18 protein-coding genes are annotated in these 21,782 nt (G+C 52.3%); 10 read left to right on the top strand and 8 right to left on the bottom strand.

The window, feature by feature from the left end; all coding sequences use genetic code 11:
• The first annotated feature begins 38 nt into the window (after positions 1 to 38).
• Genes fumC through VA597_RS07730 form a run of 4 tightly spaced genes read left to right on the top strand, consistent with a single transcriptional unit; the run spans position 39 to position 4,207 of the window.
• Positions 39 to 1,403, top strand: a complete 1,365-nt coding sequence (fumC, locus tag VA597_RS07745) for a class II fumarate hydratase (RefSeq protein ID WP_326975622.1) — start codon at positions 39 to 41, stop codon at positions 1,401 to 1,403.
• A gap of 14 nt (positions 1,404 to 1,417) precedes the next feature.
• Positions 1,418 to 2,575: an NAD(P)-dependent malic enzyme gene (locus tag VA597_RS07740; RefSeq protein ID WP_326975620.1), complete on the top strand. Its 1,158-nt coding sequence runs from the start codon at positions 1,418 to 1,420 to the stop codon at positions 2,573 to 2,575.
• Between the two features lie 37 nt (positions 2,576 to 2,612).
• Entirely contained in the window at positions 2,613 to 3,809 is a 1,197-nt protein-coding gene (locus tag VA597_RS07735; protein WP_128742190.1) for a MalY/PatB family protein, read from the top strand.
• Positions 3,810 to 3,832: 23 nt separating this feature from the next.
• A complete protein-coding gene (locus VA597_RS07730; RefSeq protein WP_164919124.1) occupies positions 3,833 to 4,207 on the top strand; it encodes a Rid family detoxifying hydrolase in 375 nt (124 codons plus the stop codon).
• A gap of 196 nt (positions 4,208 to 4,403) precedes the next feature.
• On the opposite strand, the gene VA597_RS07725 is transcribed toward VA597_RS07730, so the two are convergent.
• From VA597_RS07725 to VA597_RS07705, 5 genes are all read right to left on the bottom strand, one after another.
• Positions 4,404 to 5,654 carry a dicarboxylate/amino acid:cation symporter gene (locus VA597_RS07725; RefSeq protein WP_128742188.1) on the bottom strand — a complete coding sequence of 417 codons (1,251 nt, stop codon included), beginning with the start codon at positions 5,652 to 5,654 and terminating at the stop codon, positions 4,404 to 4,406.
• Positions 5,655 to 6,081: 427 nt separating this feature from the next.
• Positions 6,082 to 7,431: a citrate/2-methylcitrate synthase gene (locus VA597_RS07720; RefSeq protein ID WP_442861490.1), complete on the bottom strand. Its 1,350-nt coding sequence runs from the start codon at positions 7,429 to 7,431 to the stop codon at positions 6,082 to 6,084.
• Positions 7,432 to 7,459: 28 nt separating this feature from the next.
• Positions 7,460 to 8,722: a Glu/Leu/Phe/Val family dehydrogenase gene (locus tag VA597_RS07715; protein ID WP_128742186.1), complete on the bottom strand. Its 1,263-nt coding sequence runs from the start codon at positions 8,720 to 8,722 to the stop codon at positions 7,460 to 7,462.
• Between the two features lie 7 nt (positions 8,723 to 8,729).
• Entirely contained in the window at positions 8,730 to 10,022 is a 1,293-nt protein-coding gene (locus tag VA597_RS07710) for an aminotransferase class I/II-fold pyridoxal phosphate-dependent enzyme (protein ID WP_243112677.1), read from the bottom strand.
• A gap of 193 nt (positions 10,023 to 10,215) precedes the next feature.
• Positions 10,216 to 11,169, bottom strand: a complete 954-nt coding sequence (locus VA597_RS07705) for a LysR family transcriptional regulator (protein WP_243112676.1) — start codon at positions 11,167 to 11,169, stop codon at positions 10,216 to 10,218.
• Positions 11,170 to 11,575: 406 nt separating this feature from the next.
• Here VA597_RS07705 and VA597_RS07700 point away from each other — a divergent pair, with 406 nt between their 5' ends.
• The 5 genes from VA597_RS07700 to VA597_RS07680 are packed head-to-tail and all read left to right on the top strand — an operon-like array spanning position 11,576 to position 16,107.
• Entirely contained in the window at positions 11,576 to 12,016 is a 441-nt protein-coding gene (locus tag VA597_RS07700) for an NAD-binding protein (protein ID WP_128742184.1), read from the top strand.
• Positions 12,013 to 13,344, top strand: a complete 1,332-nt coding sequence (locus VA597_RS07695; protein ID WP_128742183.1) for a TrkH family potassium uptake protein — start codon at positions 12,013 to 12,015, stop codon at positions 13,342 to 13,344. The genes VA597_RS07700 and VA597_RS07695 overlap by 4 nt, the downstream gene beginning before the upstream one ends.
• Positions 13,345 to 13,374: 30 nt before the next feature.
• A complete protein-coding gene (locus tag VA597_RS07690; RefSeq protein WP_128742182.1) occupies positions 13,375 to 14,025 on the top strand; it encodes a potassium channel family protein in 651 nt (216 codons plus the stop codon).
• Between the two features lie 37 nt (positions 14,026 to 14,062).
• Positions 14,063 to 15,418: a sensor histidine kinase gene (locus tag VA597_RS07685; protein WP_164918989.1), complete on the top strand. Its 1,356-nt coding sequence runs from the start codon at positions 14,063 to 14,065 to the stop codon at positions 15,416 to 15,418.
• Positions 15,415 to 16,107: a response regulator gene (locus tag VA597_RS07680; RefSeq protein WP_128742180.1), complete on the top strand. Its 693-nt coding sequence runs from the start codon at positions 15,415 to 15,417 to the stop codon at positions 16,105 to 16,107. Before VA597_RS07685 ends, VA597_RS07680 begins: the two co-directional genes overlap by 4 nt.
• A gap of 58 nt (positions 16,108 to 16,165) precedes the next feature.
• Here VA597_RS07680 and VA597_RS07675 read toward each other — a convergent pair whose 3' ends face one another.
• Complete coding sequence (locus VA597_RS07675) at positions 16,166 to 17,944, bottom strand: GH25 family lysozyme (protein WP_326975617.1); 1,779 nt, start codon at positions 17,942 to 17,944, stop codon at positions 16,166 to 16,168.
• A 271-nt stretch (positions 17,945 to 18,215) separates the two neighbouring features.
• Between VA597_RS07675 and VA597_RS07670 the strand changes: the two genes are divergently transcribed.
• Positions 18,216 to 19,775 carry an acyl CoA:acetate/3-ketoacid CoA transferase gene (locus VA597_RS07670; protein ID WP_128742178.1) on the top strand — a complete coding sequence of 520 codons (1,560 nt, stop codon included), beginning with the start codon at positions 18,216 to 18,218 and terminating at the stop codon, positions 19,773 to 19,775.
• A 170-nt stretch (positions 19,776 to 19,945) separates the two neighbouring features.
• Here VA597_RS07670 and VA597_RS07665 read toward each other — a convergent pair whose 3' ends face one another.
• Together VA597_RS07665 and VA597_RS07660 are read right to left on the bottom strand one after the other, a co-directional pair.
• The gene (locus VA597_RS07665) at positions 19,946 to 20,962 is read right to left on the bottom strand and encodes an electron transfer flavoprotein subunit alpha/FixB family protein (RefSeq protein ID WP_128742177.1); all 1,017 of its coding nucleotides are present in this window, start codon (positions 20,960 to 20,962) and stop codon (positions 19,946 to 19,948) included.
• Between the two features lie 18 nt (positions 20,963 to 20,980).
• Positions 20,981 to 21,763 (bottom strand): electron transfer flavoprotein subunit beta/FixA family protein, encoded by a 783-nt coding sequence (locus VA597_RS07660; protein ID WP_128742176.1) that lies wholly within the window; start codon positions 21,761 to 21,763, stop codon positions 20,981 to 20,983.
• Between the last annotated feature and the right edge of the window lie 19 nt (positions 21,764 to 21,782).

Below are 21,782 nucleotides of genomic sequence, written 5' to 3'. Positions count from 1 at the left end.
ATTTTGTGAAAAGAAATAAAAAGTGAGGTTCATGTAACATGGAATACAGGACGGAACACGATTCGATGGGAGAAATACAGGTTCCCGCGGACCGTCTGTGGGGAGCCCAGACGCAGCGGAGCTTCCAGAACTTCCGGATCGGGACGGAGCGGATGCCGGACGAGATCATCCGCGCGTTCGGGATCCTGAAAAAAGCGGCGGCGCTTGCCAACCGCCAGCTTGGCAAGCTGGACGGCGAGCGGTGCGATTTGATCTGCCGGGTCTGCGACCGGATCGCCGCGGGAGAGCTGAGCGAAGAATTCCCGCTGGTCGTCTGGCAGACCGGCAGCGGCACGCAGTCGAACATGAATGTCAACGAAGTCATTGCAAACTGCGGAAATCAAATGGCGGGCAAAAGGCTGCTTCACCCCAACGACCATGTAAACATGTCGCAGAGCTCCAACGACACCTTCCCGACCGCCATGCACATCGCGGCGGCGCTCGCCATAGAGGACCGGCTGATTCCGGAGATCCATGCGCTGACCGCGGAATTCCGGCGGCTGGAGCGGGAAAACGAGGGGGTCGCCACGACGGGGAGAACCCACCTGCAGGACGCGACGCCGATCCGGTTCTCGCAGGAAATCAGCGGATGGCGCGGCATGATGGAAAAATCTCTCTCGATGATCGAAGCCGCCCTCCCGCAGGTGAAGGAGCTGGCCCTGGGCGGCACGGCGGTCGGGACCGGCCTGAACGCGCCCGAGGGCTTCGCCGAAGAGGTTGCCCGGCAGGTCAGCGGCCTGACCGGAAAAGAATTCGTCACGGCGGAAAACAAGTTCCACTCGCTGACGGCCAAAGATGAACTCGTCTTTGCTCACGGGGCATTGAAAGCGCTCGCGGCCGACCTGATGAAAATCGCCAATGACGTGCGCTGGCTGGCGAGCGGGCCCCGCTGCGGGCTCGGCGAAATCTCGATTCCCGCGAATGAGCCGGGAAGCTCCATCATGCCCGGCAAGGTCAACCCGACGCAGTGCGAGGCGGTGACGATGGTCGCGGTCCAGGTCATGGCCAACGACGCGGCGGTCGGCATGGCAGCCTCCCAGGGCAATTTCCAGCTCAACGTGTTCATGCCGGTGTGCATCTACAATTTTCTGCAGTCGGTGCGCCTGCTCGGCGACTGCATCCGCTCCTTCCGCAAAAACTGCGTCTGCGGCATCGCTGCGAACAAAGAAAAAATGAGGTACAATCTCACTCATTCTCTCATGCTGGCGACCGCGCTGAACCCCTATATCGGCTACGACAACGCGGCGAAAACGGTGAAGAAAGCGTTCCAGGAAAATCTGTCGCTAAAGGAAGCGGCCGTCTCGCTGGGATTCATCACCGCAGAAAAGTTTGACGAAGTCTTTCATCCCGAAGATATGACCTGAAAGGAATTAAAACAATGAACATATACGACGAATCCTTAAAAGCGCACGAAAAATGGAATGGAAAGATCGAGGTGATGTCCCGCTGCCCGATCCGGACGCGGGAGGACCTCTCCCTCGCCTATACGCCGGGAGTGGCGGAGCCGTGCCGGGAAATTGCGAAGAACTACGGCAGATCGTGGGATCTGACGCGCAGGGGGAACCTGATCGCCGTCGTTACGGACGGCTCGGCGGTGCTCGGGCTGGGAAACATCGGCCCAGCCGCGGCGATGCCGGTCATGGAGGGAAAATGCGCCCTGTTCAAGGAGTTCGGGGACGTGGACGCCTTCCCGATCTGCGTCGACACGCAGGACACGGACAAGCTGGTCGATACCATTCACCTGATCTCCAAGAGCTTCGGCGGGATCAATCTGGAGGATATCGCCGCTCCCCGGTGCTTTGAGGTGGAAAAAAGGCTGAAACAGCTCTGTGATATTCCGGTCTTCCACGACGACCAGCACGGCACCGCCATTGTCGTCGCCGCCGCCCTGATCAACGCCTTCAAGGTGACCGGCAAGAAAATGGGCGAAGCAAAGATCGTCATCAACGGCGCCGGCGCCGCCGGCATCGCGATCGGCAGCCTTCTGCTGGACATGGGATTCGGCAACGTCATTCTGTGCGACCACAAAGGCGCAATCTACGAGGGCCGCGCAGACCTAAATCCGACCAAGCAAGAGATGGCCGCCGTAACGAACCGCAAAAAATGCACCGGTAGCCTTGCAGACGCCCTGCGCGGCGCGGACGTCTTCATCGGGGTCTCCCGCCCCGATCTGGTCACGGCGGAGATGGTTTCAACCATGAACAAACCGATCGTCTTCGCCCTGGCGAACCCCACGCCGGAGATCATGCCGGACGAAGCCAAAAAGGGCGGTGCCCTTGTCATCGGCACCGGCCGCTCCGACTTCCCGAATCAGATCAACAACGTCCTCGTCTTTCCCGGCATCTTCAAGGGCGCGCTGAAAGCCCGCGCGGCGGAAATCACGGAGTCCATGAAACACTGCGCCGCGAAGGCGATTGCGGGCCTGATCCCCGAGGACAAGCTCGGTCCGGAATACATTATCCCTTCCGCCTTTGACAAAACCGTCGCGGATGCCGTTGCGGATGCCGTCGTGCGGGAGTGGTCAGCCCGGCGGTGAAAAACAGACGGATGAATCAAAAAAAGAAGGAATTGGAATGCGTAAAGAATACCAAGACAGATGCTTCCCCGACCGTCGCGGCACTCATAGCCGCAAATGGGACGATATGATTTCAAAATTCGGCAGGGACGACCTGCTGCCGCTCTGGGTCGCCGACATGGATTTCAAAGCGCCGGCCTGCGTCCAAGACGCGCTGCATCGTCTGGTCGATCAGGGGTCATTCGGCTATTTTAAGGTTCCGGAAGCCTATTACACGAACTTCATTCAATGGGAAAAAAATCGTCATCATTACGATATCAAAAAGGAGTGGATCCGCTTCTCCCCCGGCGTTGTCTGCGGGCTTCACTGGTTCGTGGAAATCATGTCGAATCCCGGTGACGCGGTCATCATGTTTTCGCCGGTCTATTATCCCTTTATGCACGCGGCTACCGATACCGGGCGCAAATTGGTAACGACGCCTCTCGTCAATCAGAACGGATATTACACGCCGGATTTCGACCGGTTTGAAAAAGATATCGTCAAGAACGGAGCAAGAATATTTTTACTCTGCAGCCCTCATAACCCGGTATGCAGGGTATGGAAGCCGGAAGAACTGAAAAGGATCCTGGATATCTGCAGAAAGCACCATGTCTTCGTCATTTCCGATGAAATCCATCACGACCTGCTGTTTCATGGTTCGATCCATATTCCAGCGGCAACGGTCGGAAGTTACGACGATATGCTTGTCACACTGACCGCGCCGAGCAAGACGTTCAATCTGGCTGGCCTGCAGAATTCCTACGTTATCATTCCAAGCGGGGAAATACGCGAAAGGTTTGACGACTATCTGCTCTATCTGAGAATTAAAAATGGCAACAGCTGCGGTTATGCGGCGGCCGAGGCCGCTTACGCAGGAGGAGGAGCCTGGCTGGCCGCGGTTCTGGAAGAAATTGAAGGGAATTACGATTTTCTGCGCGAGACCGTGACGGAGAAATTCCCAAGAGTTGTGTTCTCTCCTCTGGAGGGGACTTACCTGAGCTGGATCGATCTGGGCGGCTATGTCCCCCATTCCGAACTGAAGGATTTCGTTATGGACAAATGTCACCTTGCCCCCGATTTTGGAGACTGGTTTTATCAGGAGGGCACGGAGGACACTCACATCCGGATCAATCTGGCCACCCCAAGGGAAAATATAAAAAAGGTTTCAGAACGTCTCATTCGAGGACTGGAAACATATATTACAAGTCAAAAATAAAATGATAGGATTGGTGGAAAATGATGTTTGCGAAGGTCAGTACAAGTCAGGCTCCGGGCGCAATCGGCCCTTACTCTCAGGCAATTAAAACGGAAAAATCCCTGTACATTTCCGGGCAGACGCCGGTGAATCCGGCATCCGGGAAAATCGACGCGGACAGCGTTGAACAACAGGCAGAACAGGTCATGAAAAACATCGGTGCAATCCTTGCCAGCCAAGGGATGGATTACGGAAATGTTGTTAAAACGACTTGCTTTCTCTCCGATATGAAAAATTTTGCGGCTTTTAACAGGGTCTACGGGAAATATTTTACCGAAAAGCCGGCGCGTTCCTGCGTTGCGGTGAAGGAGATCCCGCTCGGCGCTCTATGTGAAGTAGAGGCGATCGCTGTCATTTGACATAGGGTATCCCTGAGCATGCAGCGAACAGAACTCATGGCGTCAATAAAGAGTTAATCCGGCTACTGATCAAACCCATGAGATAAAAAAGATATAAATATAGGATAGCGGCGGGAAAGAGGGTCTTCCCGCCGTTGTTGTTTTACGGAATTGATAAAGCAAGGCTCCCGGCATTCCATCGCACCATTCGGAATTTTTATTGAACGGCGGCTTTCTTACTGGCAAGTTTGCCGGACTCCCAGTGGTGCACGCAGACAGAGCAGGAAATATCCCCTACAATATTCACCGTGGTGCGGCCCATGTCAAACAGACGGTCAATGCCGAAGATCAGGCCAATGTAGGTGGGATCAATCCCGATCGCTTGCAGAACCATGGTCAGCATGATAACGCCGGCGCCGGTGGTGCCGGCCGTCCCGATGGACGCCAGGGTTGCGGTGACCACAATCAGAACCATTTGGCTCATGGAGAGATGGACCCCCACGCAGCAAGCGATAAAGACGGTGGCAACGCATTGATAAATCGCAGTGCCGTCCATATTGATTGTTGCGCCTAAAGGCAGGACGAACGATGAGATTTCCGGATCCACGTCCATCTTGTCACAGCATTGCTTTGAAATGGGCAGTGTCGCAATGGATGAGGATGAAGAGAACGCGAAAACAACAGCCGGAATAATGCTTCGGAAGAATCTCATCGGACTCATGCCGGCAAATGCCTTGACCGACATGCTGTATACAATGACGGCGTGCAGGATATAACCGAGATAGGCTGCGGCAAGCACGATGGTAAGGCTCCCCAAAATCTGAGGGCCCTGGCTCGCAACGACCCAGGTCATCAGGCAGAAAACACCGATGGGCGATATGCTGATGATGAACATCATCACTTTCATCATAACCGCGTAAAAGGACGAAACAACATCCGTTGCCAGCTTTCCCTTTTCACCGACCATCAGAATGCCCGCCCCGAACAGAATGGCAATTACAATGACTTGCAGCATGGAGGCGCTGGACAAAGACAACCACAGATTACTGGGGAAGATGTCAACAATCGTATCCATAATGGAAGTCTTATCTCCGGCATGGAATGCCTGGGTCTCAGACATCTTCAGAACCGGGAAAAAGCCTTCGAAAAAGCTTGCGATTACCAGCCCGATCACGCAGGCAATCGCCGTGGTGGCCAGAAAATAAGCCATGGTTTTCCAGCCGATGGACCCCACTTTCTTGATGTCCTTCATGGAGACAATCCCATCGATGATGGACAGCAGGACAATTGGAACAACGACAAATTTCAGCAGATTGATAAAAATTGTGCCGAAGGGTTTTATGTAGCTTGTGGTAAATGCTTCCGCGGCCTTAACGCCCATGGCCGCCCAAAGAATTCCTCCCAAAATAATTCCCGCGCCCATTGCGATTCCAATCCAGGCAGGAAGTGACAGTTGCTTCTTTTTCATTCTTCACACACCTTTTCTTAATATTTAACGCCTGCTGAACATACCACTCGCTAAACGAGCATTTTTAATCCCATGCAATGCCTTCGATTCGTTTGAAAGTACCTCCCCTCATAAGCGCAGGTTGATTCAAACTTTAATCATTTTCCTTCGCTTAGTTTTTAAAATCAAGCAAGGCTCCCAGGACTGTTCAGCAAACATTATTTATGACAGGCAGATAAACGGACCGTTCCCGCATCCGTTCCAATTAAATGATAATTGAGCGAAGAAGCGCTGATCAATACAATCGTTTATGAAGCTTCCCCGTAAAAACAAAAAGAAAAGGCTGCCTTTGAGACGGGTTCTATCAATATTTTGAATAAAAGCAAAAATGTTCGCGAATAAGCAGGAGCCTGCGTTGCTCCTGCTTATTCGCACCATGTTTTTTGCTTTAACGAACGAGGTTTTTATGTGATCCTACGTATTGATACGCAGGGCGTATAATCTTTCCCTGATTCACCAATTCCTCCAGCCGGTGCGCGCTCCATCCGGCAAGTCTTGAAATGGCAAATATGGAAGTGAACAACTCTTTGGGGATCCCCAGCATACGGTAAATCAATCCGCTGTAAAAATCGACGTTCGCGCAGATCGGTTTAAACAAACGACGGTGCTGCGCGACCAGAGGTTTCGAGAGTCTTTCCACCCGGTCATAAAGTTTGAATTCCTCCTGCAGCCCTTTTTCCCGTGCCAGCTTTTCAGCCAGGTCCTTCAGGATGACGGCCCTCGGATCCGATTCCGTATAAACCGCGTGCCCTATTCCGTAAATCAGCCCTTTCCGGTCAAATGCCTGTTGATTCAGTATTTTTGTCAAATAAGCGGATAATTCTTCTTCATTTTCCCAATCGCCGCAATTTTCCATAATGTCTTCAAACATATCCTGTACTTTCAGATTTGCCCCGCCGTGCTTCGGACCTTTCAGCGACCCGATGGAAGCCGCAATCGCGGAATAAGTGTCGGTACCGGAGGAAGTGACAACATGATCGGTGAAAGTGGAATTGTTCCCTCCCCCGTGTTCGGCGTGCAGGACCAGCGCGATGTCCAAAGCCTCCGCCTCCAAAGGTGTAAAGCATCCGTCTTCCCGGAGCATCCACAAAATATTTTCAGCAATGGAAAAATCTTTTTTGGGATTCCGTATCAGCAGCGTGTTGTCCTTCCGAAAGTGCTTGTATGCATAGTAGGAATAAACGGCAATCGCGGGCAGCTTTGCGATCAGCTGCAAAGACTGCCGCAAAACGTTGGAAACCGAAACGTCCTCCGCCTCCCGATCATAGGTATATAGAGTCAGGACACATCTCTGTAAGGCGTTCATGATGTTGGAATTGGAAGCCTTCAGAATGACATCCCGCAAAAAGCTTCCGGAAATGCTGTGCATCTCAGCGAGCATAGCGACAAATGGCCGCAGCTGATCCTTCGTTGGAAGAATTCCGAAAAGCAGAAGATAAACAGATGTTTCAAAGGAAAAACGATGTCCGATAAAGCCTTCCACCAGATTGCGAATATCATATCCCTGATAGTACAAACGGCCCGCGGCCGGGACTTTTTTCCCGTCTTCAACATCGTACCCGACTACGTCGGAAATTTTGGTGAGGCCGGTCAGAACACCATTCCCGTTTGAATCGCGAAGCCCCCTTTTTACATCGTATTCCGTATATAAATCAGGATCTATTTTATGTGACTGAACGCAGTACTGCAGCAGCTGCCGAAAGTGCGCGGCATGAGATTCTTCCAGTCTTTCCACTATGGCACATCCTTTTTCTCCGCGGTCACTTTTACGGCCAGATTCCCCTGGCTTTCTTGGCTTCCACAACCCGCTTGACGGCGATTAGATAAGCCGCCGTGCGGGTATCTGTATTCTTTTCCTGCTTGATATCCCAAACCGCCTGGAATGCGGTATCCATAATCGCTTTTAATTTTACATTTACAACTTCTTCCGTCCAACTGACCGACTGAATATTCTGCACCCATTCAAAATACGATACAACCACGCCGCCGGCGTTGGCCAGAATATCCGGGACCAGGACAACTCCCTTTTGGTTCAGGACCTTATCCGCTTCCGCCGTCGTGGGCCCGTTGGCCGCTTCGACGATCACCCTGGCCTGGATGCGGTCCACGTTCGATTCGTTGATCTGATTCTCCAAAGCCGCGGGGATCAGCAATGTCACTTTGGACGTCAGCAACTCATCGTTTCCAATATGCCTTACCCCTTCGCCCTGATAGTCTTTCAACAGATTTTTCCGATCCTTCGCCAGATAATCCTCGATTTCCGGAATATTCAGGCCGTCTTCCCGATAGATTCCGCCGGACACATCGCTGACCGCCAGAATTTTCATCCCTTCCCGGTCCAACAGCTTGGCGGTGACGCTTCCCACATTGCCCATGCCCTGAACGGCCACCGTCGTCCCCTTCACCGGAAGATTCAATTTGCTTAGAATGTTTTTAACCGTAAACATGACGCCGCGCCCCGTAGCCTCATGTCTTCCCAGCGCCCCGCCCAGTTCGAGCGGTTTTCCGGTCACGACGCTCTGCACGCAGTGGCCTTTCAGCATGCTGTAGGTGTCCATCATCCATCCCATAACGTCCGCGTTTGTCCCGACATCCGGGGCGGGAATGTCCTGCTCCGGCCCGATGAGCGGAGCAATGGCCGCCGTATATCTTCTGGTGATCGCGCGGATTTCACGGTCGGACAATTCGGAAGGGTCGCAGATGACGCCGCCCTTGGCTCCGCCGTAGGGAATATTGACCACCGCGCATTTAAAGGTCATCCACGCGGCCAACGCCTTGACTTCGTCCAGATTGACATTGGGATGAAACCGCACACCGCCTTTCGCCGGCCCTCTGGAGGTGGAGTGCTGCACACGGAACCCTTCAAACACTTTGACCGTCCCGTCGTCCATCACGACCGGAACCGCAACTTTCAACTCCCTTTCCGGATAATTGACGGCCTCGTAATCGCTTTCCTTGTAACCTAATATGGCAGCGGCCCGCTTTACGACCGCAAGTACATTGTCATAGGGATTATATGTCTGATTCATACTGACTTCATCCTTCCTGAATTCTCAGCAATTTGTCCACGCCCGCCAGTTTAACACAAATGCACAGCAAATCCATGGCCGTGTCCAGTTCTTCCAGCTCCGGATAAGACGGCGCGATTCGGATATTGCTGTCGTTCTCATCCAATCCGTATGGATAGGTTGCACCCGCCTCCGTCAGCTTGACACCCGCCTGACCGGCCAGGGACACGACTTCTTTTGCGCAGCCGGGATAGGTATCCAAAGAGATAAAATACCCGCCCCTTGGGGTGCTCCATTTGGCCAGACCCGTTCCCCCCAGCTGGTCCTGAAGCTTAGAGAGAACCATGTCGAATTTGGGCCGCAGCAAATCGGCGAGCTCCCGCATATGCCCCTTCATGCCGTCCGCGCTTTGAAAATATTGGAGGTGCCTGAGCTGGTTCAGCTTATCGTAGCTTATGGTCTGTGCCGACATATGCTTTTTAATTTCCGCAATGCTCTTTGCTCCGGAAGCCATCATGGCGACGCCGGCGCCGGGGAATGAAATTTTCGACGTGGAAAAGAAGTAATAGATCCGGTTTTCACCGCCGCTGCGATTTACCGCTTTGAAAATAGACGCCAGAGGAACCGCCTGATAGATCGGGTGGATCGCGTAAGCGTTATCCCAAAAAATCCTGAAATCTTTTGCAGCCGTCTCAAGGTTTGCCAGCTGACCGACGACCTGATCGCTGTAACAGACCCCCTGCGGATTGGAATACAGCGGGACGCACCAGATGCCCTTTATCATTTCGTCCGCACGGACCAGACCGGAAATCAGCTCCATATCCGGCCCGTCTTCATGGAGCGGAACGGGGATCATTTCAATGTTCATCGCTTCACAGATTTTAAAATGCCGGTCATATCCGGGGACAGGGCATAGGAACTTAATTTTGCGCCCCGCATCCTGGCAGGTTTTCCACGCCGGCTCCACGCCGGTCCCAAACAGCATGAGCCGGCTGACCTGATCGTACATCATGGCGAGGCTCGAATTCCCGCCAATCACAATTTGCTTTGGGTCCAGGTCAAGCAGCTCCGCAAAAAACGCCTTGCATTCCGGCAGACCGTCCATAACTCCGTAATTTCTGGCGTCTGTTCCGTTTTCTGTCCGGTATTTCAGGTCCATGGAAAGCATGCCGTTGCACAGGTCCAGCTGCTTTGGGGCAGGTTTTCCGCGCGACATGTCCAGTTTGAGGTCCCGCCGGACATAATCCTGATATTCCCGCTCCAATTCTGTTTTCAACGCAGTTAATGCATTTGGGGTCAGAGAGGTAATGGAATTCTTCAAATAAAATCCTCCCATCCATTGATTCCGTTGAGAGCGCTTCCAACTTCTGTCAGTATACTTCCGGCCATCCGGATCTGTCCAATACTTATAAATGTATAAAACTTATAATATAAATTCTATAATATATATTTTTTTGTTAAACAATGAGAAAACTTAATAAAAATTCGTACAGATTGCTTTATGTTTTATCAAATTAAGCGTGGCGCTCGATTACCTGTAAAAATTCTTTCATGGCAAAGGTCAGGTACTTATTGTGTTTATAGTAAAAATAGATATTTCGCTCTGCGTCATTTCCCTGTAATTTGTAATACGCCACATGATCATGGGCGGGGCGGAAGCGAATCAGCGTGTCGCTGACAAAACAGCAGCCCATCCCCAGGCAGGCAATATTGTATGCGGTTACCTGTTGATCCAGATACAGCAGAACTTTAGGCGCAAATCCGCTTTGCTTGCATAATTTCAAACTCCTCTGTGATGTGTCGTTATTGCTTTTCAGAAGAATAAAAGGCTCCTGCGAAAGCTGTCCCAATGGGACGGAGGGCACGTCCGAGGATAAATAGGTGCCGTCCTGAATTGATTTCAGACTCAACTGATAAGAATTCAATTTTCGATTGACAGGAAACGACTTTGGGACCGCAAGCAGGAGATGTTCCGTCTGATAGAAATTTCTTTCGTAAATTTTTTCATCCAGCTCATAATTTTCGATAATAAAATCCAGCGCACCCACGGACAACTGGTCGATCAGCCAGGGGGTGCGGTCCTCCACCAGCTCGATTTTGATATAAGGGTACTTCTGGTTGAAGGCCATAATCAGCGGCGGCAAAATGTAGGAGGCAAACAAATTGCTGCCGCCAATGGAGAAACTGCCCGTCTTTAAGTTTTTCATGTCCATCATGTAGTTTGTGAAATTATGTTCCAGCTCCATGATTTGCTCAATACATTGGATATATTGCTTTCCGCACTCTGTCAAACGGATCGGGCTGCTGCTTCTGTCAAATATTTCGCTGCCGATGCTTTTCTCCGCGCGCTTCACCATGGCGCTGAGGGAAGGCTGGGAAATATACATGTTTTTCGCGGCCTTGGAAAAACTCTGTTCCTTATAAACTTCATATATCTGTTCTTTATTGTCAAAAATGTTGTCAAACACTTAACTCTCCCCTTTTTCACTCTACATGCGACATATGCCGTCACAGAAAAGTGGAAAATTCATAACAAACATTTTAAACTCAACCAAAAGCATTGCATAACGGCATGCTTTATTAAGATTATATCATAAATAACCATTATTTGGATACGTTTTATTTTGAGATGCCTTTTTTCCGATCGAGAATCACCTTAAAACCCGGCCTGGATACAGCTTTCCCCGACTTTTAAGGCTATAAAAAATCCCGCTCACATCATCAGACTGTGAGCGGGATTTTTGAAATGGATAGGTTCCGGCCACCAGTTCCAAATGCAGATCTTTATAAAAAAATAACACGGCGTCTGCAATCAGGACACCGTCACTATACGTTATCTGCTATCATGATGAGCGGAAAGACAGGTGATGTGGCATGACAGAGCTGCTGATCATTTCAATGCTGGGAATTATTCTCCTCGGCTATGTCATCATGTCCCGGATCGACCATTTTATTGAAAAAGGCGGTATCGTTGATAGTCCGCAGGGACGCGAGAATCAGGGTGTGCTGGTTTATGGAGCGCCGGAGGCCGTTTCAAGAATTCAAAAAGCCGGCATGAACTGCCGAACCCTTACGGATCCGATTTTCCCGAAAGACGGCCTTTACTCGGTCTTTTTCATTTTATCCGGAGACGACCAGATAAACTTAGTCCTTTGCCGCGCGGCAAAGGATTTTGATCCCGGGATCTTTGTCATTGCGCGATGTAACGACCCTGAGCTGAGTGAAATTTTTGAAGTTGCCGGGGCAAACCGTTTGCTGCGGTTGGATGAATCGGTTGATTCTCTGCTGGCAGAACTGCGGGGGATTTGTAAATGAATATGAAACAATGGAGTACGAAGCGGATCCTTGCGGTCGGGTTCGCCTTTATGATCCTCATGGGAGGACTGCTGCTCAGCCTGCCGATTGCCAGCCGCGACGGCGCCGGAATTTCATTCCTGAACGCGATGTTCACCTCCGCCTCCGCCACCTGCGTGACAGGACTCGTGGTCTGTGATACATGGACGCAATTCTCCTTGTTTGGACAGGCTGTCATTTTGCTTCTCATCCAAATCGGAGGACTGGGATTTATGACCGTCGCCATCTTGTTCTCCCTCGCGGTCGGAAGGCGCATCGGACTGCGCGAACGTTCCTTGCTGGCGGAATCCGTCAGTGCCGCTCAACTCGGCGGAGTTGTGCGCCTGGTGCGGCGGACGCTGATCGGCACCGCCGTTTTCGAAGGCGCAGGGGCCGTTCTTCTGGCGGTGCGTTTTATTCCGCGGTTCGGCTTAGGACGCGGAATCTGGTTTGCCGTCTTTCATTCCGTCTCCGCGTTTTGCAACGCCGGATTTGACCTGATGGGAATGCAGGGACCTTTTTCTTCCCTGACGCACTTCTTTGGCGATCCTCTGGTGGTTTTTACCATCTCCGCGCTCATTATCACTGGCGGCATTGGTTTCGTCGTGTGGAATGACCTGATCGACAGCCGTTTCCGTCCGGAAAAATTCAACCTGCACACGCGCGCCGTTTTGATCTCTACGCTGACGCTGATCCTGGCGGGGACTCTTCTTTTTTTGTTTCTCGAACAGGGCGGGGTGCTTTCCAAAATGAATGGCGAGGACCGGTTTCTGGCCGCATTCTTTCAATCGGTCACACCGAGGACAGCCGGCTTCAACACAGTGGACATCGCATCGCTTTCCGACGGGGGAAAACTGGTTACAATGCTTCTGATGTTTATCGGGGCCGCACCCGGCGGCACCGGCGGAGGGATCAAAGTTACGACACTTGTCGTCATGATTGCAGCCGTGAACTCTTCGCTTTACAGCCGCGAGGACGTCTCTGTCTGGCATTTTCGGCTGGATTCCGAAACCCTGCGGCGTTCCTTTTGCGGCGTCGCGGTTTACGCGGCGCTGACATTCGGCGGGACCCTGGTGCTCTGCGCCCAGGGCGGGACGCTCGCCGACTCCGCTTTCGAATGCCTGTCCGCCATTGGAACTGTCGGACTTTCGACCATCGACACCGCGGCGCTTCCATCCTTGTCACGGGCCGCCCTCATTCTGTTGATGTACGCGGGGCGGGTCGGAAGTCTGACCGTCTTTTTGGCTGTTTCCAGGTCAAACGGAAGCGGAAAATTAAAAAATCCATTTGGCAAAATCATTGTGGGATAATTTGGGGTAATGGAAAGGATAGGTCATAATATGAGACTGATGCTTGTGATCGGGGCAGGGCATTTCGGCACAAATCTAGCTGTGAAACTCACGGAGCTTGGCAACGAAGTAATGGCCGTGGATGTGGACGAAGACGCGGTACATAAACTTGCTCCGTATGTCACAAGGGTACAAATCGGCGATTGCATGGACAGGGACGTTCTCTCCGCCCTGGGAGTCCGCGACTTCGACGTGTGCTTTGTCTGTATCAGCGACAATTTCCAGTCTTCAATGGAAATCACCTCGCTGCTGAAAGAGCTGGGCGCACCGTATGTGGTTGCAAAATCCGACCGGGAAATCCAGGCGGACCTGCTCAAAAAGATCGGCGCCGACGACGTAATATACCCTGAGCGGGATATGGCCCAACGCACGGCGGTCCGTTACTCCGCGCGCGGAGCTTTCGACTATATCGAATTGTCGCCGGAATACGTCATCATGGAAATCACGCCGCCTGCTGACTGGATCGGACGGAATATCGGTGAATTAAACGTCAGGACAAAGCACAGGATCAACGTCATCGGCATACGTTCGGGGAAGCATATTCTCCCTCTGATCAGCGCGGACCATGTTTTCAATGAGCAGGAGCATATCATTGTGGCGGGAGAACAAAAGAATATCCTTAAAATAATGAATAAAAAATAATCTGTTGGTATAATGAGATCAGGAGATGGTCTCTACTATGAGAAAAAACACGATCAAAACGATCCTGGCCATGGCTTCCGCCACAGGTTTCTCCTTGCTGATCGACCTTTTCGGCGTCGACAATGAAAGCATCATCATGGTCTTTCTGCTCAGCGTGCTGTTTACGGCAGTACTGACCAGCAGCCGGGGCTGGGCTATCGGGGCTGCGCTTCTGTCCGCAGTGCTCTTTAACTTTCTTTTCACGGAGCCGCGCTACACTTTCTTCATTTACAGCACGAACGACCTGATGCTGCTTGCTTTCTTCCTGGTAACCGGCACTGTGTCCGGGACAGTGACTTCCCGCTTGCAGAGAGAAATGGAACTGGCCAGCCAAAATGAACGCACCGCAAGGACAATGTACCGGATCGCATCCGGTTTCCTCTCCGTCAGCAGCAGAGAGAGCGTCGTGAAAAAGGCGGAAGATCTCGTCAGGCAATATGCGGGACTGGACTGCAGGGTCGACTTTGACCAGGCTGACAACGAAAAAGGGTATGATATCAAAAGCACCTCCGGGATTCTGGGAAAGCTCGTTCTTTTACACGGCGAGCCGGAAAATCAGCAGCAGCTGCTGATCGTTCAGGCCGTCTGCACACAGCTCGGCATCGCGCTTGAACGGGAGAACCTTGTGGCGGATCGTGAAAAAATACAGCTTGCGATGGAACGCGAGCAGCAGCGGGGAATGTTCCTTCGCTCTGTCGCGCACGACCTGCGAAGCCCTCTTACCGCTCTTTCCGGGGCGGGGAATCTTCTTTCGGACAACTACGACGCGCTCACCGACTGCGAACGCAGAAAGCTGGCTTCCGACGTCAGCGAAGAAATCGTGTGGCTTACCGACCTCGTTGAAAACATCCTCAACATGACCCGCATCAGCGAACAGAAAATCGTGCTTCACAAGCAGGACGAAGTGATCGACGACGTGATCGGCGAAGCCGTCAAGCACACGGAGCGTCTGCTCCGCGACCGGAACTTTCAGGTAAAACTTCCGGAAGAGGTCGTGACCGTGCCGATGGACGGCAAGCTGATTTCTCAGGTGATCATCAACCTTCTGGAAAACGCAGCCCGCCACACGCCTCCGGACAGCGAGATTTCCCTTGCGGTGAAAACCAGCGGGAATCTGCTGGAGGTGTCTGTGGCGGATACCGGCAACGGTGTGCCGGAGGCCATCCGCAGTCATCTTTTCGAACGTTTCGTGACGCAGGACGAAAGGGTCGTCGACGGGCGCCGGGGCCTGGGCCTCGGTCTTGCAATCTGCAGGGCCATCGTAAACGCGCACGGTGGGGAAATCCATGTGGAGGACAACGTTCCGAAGGGCTCGATATTTATTTTTACGCTGCCGATGGAGGATCGCATATGAATGAAAAGCGGACAATCCTTGTTATCGAAGACGACAAATATATTTCGCACTTTATCGATATTTCGCTGTCCAAAGAGGGGTACCGCGTCCTTGTGGCGGAAACGGCTGAAGAAGGAATGTTTTTGTTTTCCTCCCACCGTCCCGACATCGTCTTACTGGATCTCGGGCTGCCGGACAGAGACGGGATTGATCTGCTGAGGGACCTGCGCGCCTTTTCCGATGTGCCGATTCTGGTCGTTTCGGCTCGCGGACAGGAAAAAGAAAAAATTGTCGCGCTCGATCTCGGGGCCAACGATTACATTACCAAACCCTTTTATATGGGAGAGCTGATGGCTCGAATCCGAGTGTCGGAGCGTTCCCTGCAAAACACCGAATTTGAACCAAGGGATTCCCAATTTTCCTGCGATTGGCTGACAGTGGATTATGAGAAGCGCAAAGTCTATGTATCGGGCAATGAAATTCATCTTACGCCTACGGAATACAAAACGCTGTTGCTGCTGATCGCCAATAAGGGCAAGGTTCTGACGCACAATTATATTATCCGCCAGATTTGGGGCTACGAGGGCGGAGACAGCAAGAGCGTAAGGGTTTTTATGGCAAACCTTCGCCGCAAGCTGGAAAAGGACACCGCGCACCCCCGCTTTATCCTGACTGAAGTAGGCGTGGGTTATCGTTTTGCGGACGAATAGCCAAGGGGTTCCGCAGACAAAAAAAGGGCCCCCTGAGAGGGTCCCTTTTCATTGTTCTTCAAGACACAGTGACAATGCTTAAGCGCTGGGGTGATGATTTTCCGGATTCGGTTGCATACACGCCTGCCTGGCCTGCGGCGACCGCTTTGATTTTGTAGAAATAGCTGCCGCCCGACTGCACGGCGGAAACCGTCTGAATCACTGCGCTGTTGCCGGTGGTGAAGCGCAGTGCAGGAGTTCCGGAAGCCGGGGTGAATTTGAACATGTAGGTCTTCCCCTTCGTCATCGAAAACTGATAGGGCGTATCGGATTGGATGCCCGAAGGCGCCTGGCTGGAGAGTGTCCCGTTCGCCGTAAAAGAGACGGAGACCCCGCTCGCGTCGGCGGTTGTAATAACCGCCGCGCCCGTTCCGGCATTTGTAATGCGAAACAGGTATCCGTCCGAAGTTTTCCCAGAATAGGAAACCACCACTGCGGAAGGATTGGAAGAAACCGCGGTCGGAACGGCCGAACTGTTAGAATACACCTTATAAACATAGGAACTGTTCGATCCAAATGTGTAAGGGAGCGTTGTATCGCATCTCAGCGTCCCGCCGTTAGCCGGCTGCGTCGTCACCGTAGTGTCGGTGCCGGAACCGACCGCAGTAAAGGAAACGCTGGTTCCGTTGCCGGCGGTCGTCGTAATCACCGCTTCTCCGGTCCCCTTATTGGTCAGCTGGAACAGAAAACCATCGGTAAGCCTCCGGAGATAAGATACGCTGACGGCACCCGGGTTGGAAGAAGAAACGGAAGGAGTAAACGTATCATTGGTTGTAATTTTATAATTGTAAGTCTTATTTGAACTAAACGTATAGGTATTGGTCGTATCGCAGGTGAAAACCTGTTCAGAGGAATCCGGCACCGTCGGAGTGGTGATTCCGCCGCTTCCGTTGCCGCTGCCCGAATAATCATAAAAGCTGTAATCGACATCACATGAACCTGAGACACCCGGAATGGTGCGCTGGCCATACTGCCACATGGTATAAGGGCTGAAATCCGTTCTGTCCGTGCTGTGGGCAATCCATGTGTCGTACTGTGCAACCAGAGAGCTGGTCAGGTGGGCGTTGTAAAAGCTGTAGTAGCTGTATACCACCGTTTTGTATCCGGCCGCCTGCAGCTTGCTGCAGAACGCCTGCACGATCTGTCCAAGCGTGTCTGTGGACAACCCCCACTGACTTTTGTCCTCCACATCATAGGCAACCGGATAATCCAGCTTTTGGCCGTTCAGAATATTGAGGCAGAAGTCGGCCTCGGCCTGCGCCATTGCCACGCTGGTGGCATAGCTGTAATGATAAGCTCCGACTTTAAGGCCAACGGCTTTTGCGCTGTTGTAGTATGTTTGAAAATACGGATCCGTCTGAACCGACCAGTTCTCGCTCCCATAGCCGGTCCGGATCATGGCAAAATCAATGCCGTAATTTTTCACGGCGGACCAATCAATCGTTCCCTGATAACGGGAAACGTCAATCCCTTTATAAGCGACATTGACAACGCAGGAAGAGCTGTACGCACCGTCCCGGGCCGTTACGACGGTCTGCCCGATTTTTTTTCCGGTCACTGTTCCCCCACTGTCCACGGCAGCAATCGTTCCGTCCGCCGAAGACCATGTCACGTTTGAATCAACCGACGAGCCAAAGTAGGCATACAGCTTTGTGTAATCGCCCACCCCCACCCCGATCGAAGATTCGCTGAGCTGGAACCCGCCGGTACTGGCATTTGCCGCATGGGCGGGAAGGGGCAGACACATTATGCCCGATGCAACTGCGGCTAAGATCAGGGCAAGAATTCTTTTTTTCAACACGGTTCCTCCATTTCTTTTTTTGATTGATATGTTTAAAATTGCTTCTAAAACCAATTTAACGTCGAAACTGTTACATAATTTATTATATTTTTTTGCCAGTTGCATGTCAAGTAAAGAATGGAAAAAGCGGTTTCCTGTTTATGGAAGAATCCGGCCTGTTCTTAAATACCAGCCATATTTTTGCCGGAATATCTTGAACTGACGGGGCCGCGTATGATATAATATTAACAATTGTACCGAAATGAGGATTTGGAGGGAATTTGTCAATATGGCTGTAAAATTCATAACAGCAAAAGAAGCCGCGTCCATGATTCCAAACGGCGTAACCTTCGCTTCCAACGGTTTTATGGGAACTACCTTCGCAGAAGAAATCGCAGCAGAGTTGGAGAAAAGATTTCTGGAAACCGGAGAACCAAACAACCTGTCGCTTGTTTTTTGCGCCGCCCAGGGCGACAACGACAAGCGCGGCCTCCAGCATCTGGCTCACGAAGGGTTAGTTCGGCGTATCATCGGCGCACACTACGGCATGGCCCGCAAATTAGGGGAGCTTGTTGTAAAAAACAAGGTGATTGCCTATGATTTTCCGCAGGGAGTCATGTGCCATCTGCTCCGCACCACCGCGGCCCATCAGCCCGGCGAACTGACGCGGGTTGGTTTGGGAACTTTTGTGGACCCGCGGCTTTCCGGCGGAAAAATGAACGAGTTGACGCAAAAAGAAGAGGACCTGGTCCAACTGGTACAAATCAACGGCGAGGAATTTCTGTTCTATAAAAGCATTCCCCTGGATTATACCATCATCGGAGGGACCTACGCGGACGAAAAAGGGAACATTTCCTTTGAAAAAGAGGGCTCCAAGGCGGAAGCCCTCGCTATGGCACAGGCCTGCAAGAATTCCGGGGGCAAAGTATTCGCCCAGGTCCAGCGCGTCGTGAAGGCTGGTTCGCTCGACCCTCTGAAGGTGGAGATTCCGGGAATCCTGGTCGATTACGTTGTCGTTGCAAGTGATTTGAAATATTGTATGCAGAACTTTGGGACCGATTATAATCCCGGATTTTCCGGCGAGCATCAGATAGGCCTCGCCGAATTCACACCCGCCCCGCTCAATGCAAAAAAGGTGATTGCGCGCCGTGCCGCAATGGAGCTGGAAGACGACGGCACCGTAAATCTCGGCATCGGAATCCCGGAATTTATCTCTTCCGTCGCGGTGGAAGAGGGGATCAACAATAAATTCACCCTGACGGTGGAATCCGGGCCGATCGGCGGAAGCCCCCAGAGCGGACTTGATTTCGGCGAGAGCCTGAACCCCGAGTGTATCATCGCGATGCCTTCCATGTTTGACTTTTACGACGGAGGCGGATTGGATCAGGCATTTGTGGGCTTTGCGCAGGGAGACGGCGAAGGCAATGTCAATGTTTCCAAATTCAGTACAAGATTTCCGGGCTGCGGCGGTTTCATCGACATCACGCAAAATGCGAAAAAACTTTATTTTTGCGGAACCTTTTCGGCTGCGGGCCTGGCAGCGGAAATCGGTGGCGGAAAATTAAAGATCGTCTCTGAAGGAAAATCAATGAAATTTCTGGAGCACGTGGAGCAAATTACCTTCAGCGCAAAAACGGCGATTAAAAACAACCAGCCTGTCATGTATATTACCGAGCGGGCCGTCTTCCGCCTGACAAAGGACGGGCTGTTGCTTTGCGAGGCCGCGCCGGGAATCGATGTGGAAAAGGATATTCTGGCCTATATGCCGGTGCGTCCAAAGATCGCCCAGGATTTTCACTTGATGGATGAGCGGATTTTCAGGGACGAAAAAATGGGCCTTCACATGTAGACCCCTCTGTTATGGGCCGCAATCCATCCCCCTGACAAAACATATGAGAAAGCCGGAATCTGCCGCCCGATTGGCAGAATTCCGGCTTTTCTTTCTCTCAACCCGCCGCCGGCGGGGCGGAGGCTCCCAGCCGCCCGGTTTTTTCATTCCATCGGTTCGGGAATTAAAATTCATCCGCGGTCCGCAATCGCTTTTTTCACTTCCTCCGTCAATAAAGGGATGATCTTGAGCGCATCGCCGACAATTCCGAATTCGGCGACTTTAAAAATCGGCGCGCTTTCATCCGGATTAACTGCCATAATAAAACCGGACCCTTCCATTCCGGCCAAATGCTGAATCGCGCCGGAAATGCCACAGGCGAGATAGAGGTCCGGACGGACCGTCTTGCCTGTCTGGCCAACTTGAAGGTCCTTCTCCACCCAACCGGCGTCAACACAGGCTCTGCTGGAGCTGACGGCGCCGCCGAGCGCGCCGGCCAGTTCCTCAAGCATCTTGAAGTTTTCCGGGCACCCCATCCCTCGGCCGCCGGAAACCAGGATTTTCGCGTCCTGAATATCCATCTTTTTGGGGTTCTTCTTAACAACCTGCAAAATCTCAACGCTTTTTTCCGAAGGGGGAATCTCAATCTCCAGCCTGTCCGCCGGAGCGGAGGCATTTTCAACCGGTTTTCGTTTCCGCATAACGCCCGGGCGGACCGTCGCCATCTGAGGGCGGCAATCCGGGCAAACGATCGTCGCCATAAGATTTCCGCCAAAGGCCGGCCGCGTCATTTGAAGGTTTTGGGTGCCATCATCCGCAATCTCAAGCTCCGTGCAGTCCGCCGCCAGTCCGGTGTGGATTCTGGCCGCCACCCGCGGAGCCAGGTCGCGCCCGATTGCGGTAGCGCCGTAAAGCACGACGGCAGGTTTGAATTTTTCGATGATCCGGCAGATACAGTATGTGTACGGCCCTGTCGAATAAAGCTCCAAGTCCCTGTTGTCCATCAACAGGACCCTATCCGCGCCGTAACTTGCCAGTTCCCCGCAAAGAGCCGAAATGTGGTATCCCAGCAGAATCGCGGTTACGTTTGTTTTCAGAACATCCGCAAGTTCTTTCGCCTTGCCGAGAAGCTCATGCGAAACGCCGGCCACCTTGCCGTCCGTCTGCTGAATGAACACATAAACTCCTTTATATTCCCGATTTTTCAACCGATTCCCCTCCTCCTGCTACAGAATAAATTTTTCCCTGAGCTTTTCAAGCATGCATCTTGCCGCTTCCTGAGGGTCGGAAGGATCAATAACGGTTCCAGCCGTCTTAACTGTCTTTGTAAATGTTTTTACGACACGGGTAGGCGACCCTTTCAGCCCCAGGTACCTGTCATCCACGTCAAGATTCCTTCGGGTAATCTTTTTGATCCCCTTTCGATAAGCGTCAAAAATCCCTCCCGGAGTCATATAGCGCGGTTTGTTCAGTTCGCTCAGCACGGTAATCAGGCATGGGATCTTCGCTTTGACAACGTAGCAGCGGTCTCCGAGCTGACTGTTGACAATGACTGAGCTGTCCTCGACCCTGATGTCTTCCGCATAACTGATGTTTGGAATATTCAGCTGTTCGGCAATCTGCGGCCCGACTTGGGCTGTGTCGCCGTCGATTGCCTGACGCCCGGTGACGATCAAATCATACTCCATGGTCTTTAGAGCGGCTGCGATTACATAAGCCGTTGCCAAGGTGTCTCCTCCGCTGAACGCGCGGTCGGTCACCAGCACTGCCTCATCCGCACCCATGGCGAGCGCTTCCCGAAGGACGTCCTCCGCCTGCGGCGGTCCCAAAGTAAGGACCGAAACGTGCGCTCCCATGGAATCTTTCAGCCGGAGAGCGGCTTCCAGCCCCGCTTTGTCGTCAGGGTTGATCACGGACGGCACACCTTCGCGAATCAGTGTCCCGGTTTTGGGATCCAATCTGATTTCATCGGTGTTCGGCACCTGTTTTATACAAACAACAATATTCAACGGGTTTCCCTCCTTCCAT

It is taken from the genome of Caproicibacter sp. BJN0012, from assembly GCF_035986805.1.
GTDB lineage: Bacteria > Bacillota > Clostridia > Oscillospirales > Acutalibacteraceae > Caproicibacter.
This window is presented reverse-complemented; position numbering and strand designations above follow the sequence as displayed.

Bases quoted from the DNA above. Each gene is read 5' to 3' on its own strand.
- VA597_RS07680 (WP_128742180.1), top strand. From the start codon at position 15,415: ATGAATGAAAAGCGGACAATCCTTGTTATCGAAGACGACAAATATATT.
- VA597_RS07685 (WP_164918989.1), top strand. From the start codon at position 14,063: ATGAGAAAAAACACGATCAAAACGATCCTGGCCATGGCTTCCGCCACA.
- fumC (WP_326975622.1), top strand. From the start codon at position 39: ATGGAATACAGGACGGAACACGATTCGATGGGAGAAATACAGGTTCCC.
- VA597_RS07740 (WP_326975620.1), top strand. From the start codon at position 1,418: ATGAACATATACGACGAATCCTTAAAAGCGCACGAAAAATGGAATGGA.
- VA597_RS07725 (WP_128742188.1), bottom strand. From the start codon at position 5,654: ATGAAAAAGAAGCAACTGTCACTTCCTGCCTGGATTGGAATCGCAATG.
- VA597_RS07695 (WP_128742183.1), top strand. From the start codon at position 12,013: ATGAATATGAAACAATGGAGTACGAAGCGGATCCTTGCGGTCGGGTTC.
- VA597_RS07670 (WP_128742178.1), top strand. From the start codon at position 18,216: ATGGCTGTAAAATTCATAACAGCAAAAGAAGCCGCGTCCATGATTCCA.
- VA597_RS07715 (WP_128742186.1), bottom strand. From the start codon at position 8,722: ATGAATCAGACATATAATCCCTATGACAATGTACTTGCGGTCGTAAAG.
- VA597_RS07735 (WP_128742190.1), top strand. From the start codon at position 2,613: ATGCGTAAAGAATACCAAGACAGATGCTTCCCCGACCGTCGCGGCACT.
- VA597_RS07700 (WP_128742184.1), top strand. From the start codon at position 11,576: ATGACAGAGCTGCTGATCATTTCAATGCTGGGAATTATTCTCCTCGGC.
- VA597_RS07690 (WP_128742182.1), top strand. From the start codon at position 13,375: ATGAGACTGATGCTTGTGATCGGGGCAGGGCATTTCGGCACAAATCTA.
- VA597_RS07730 (WP_164919124.1), top strand. From the start codon at position 3,833: ATGTTTGCGAAGGTCAGTACAAGTCAGGCTCCGGGCGCAATCGGCCCT.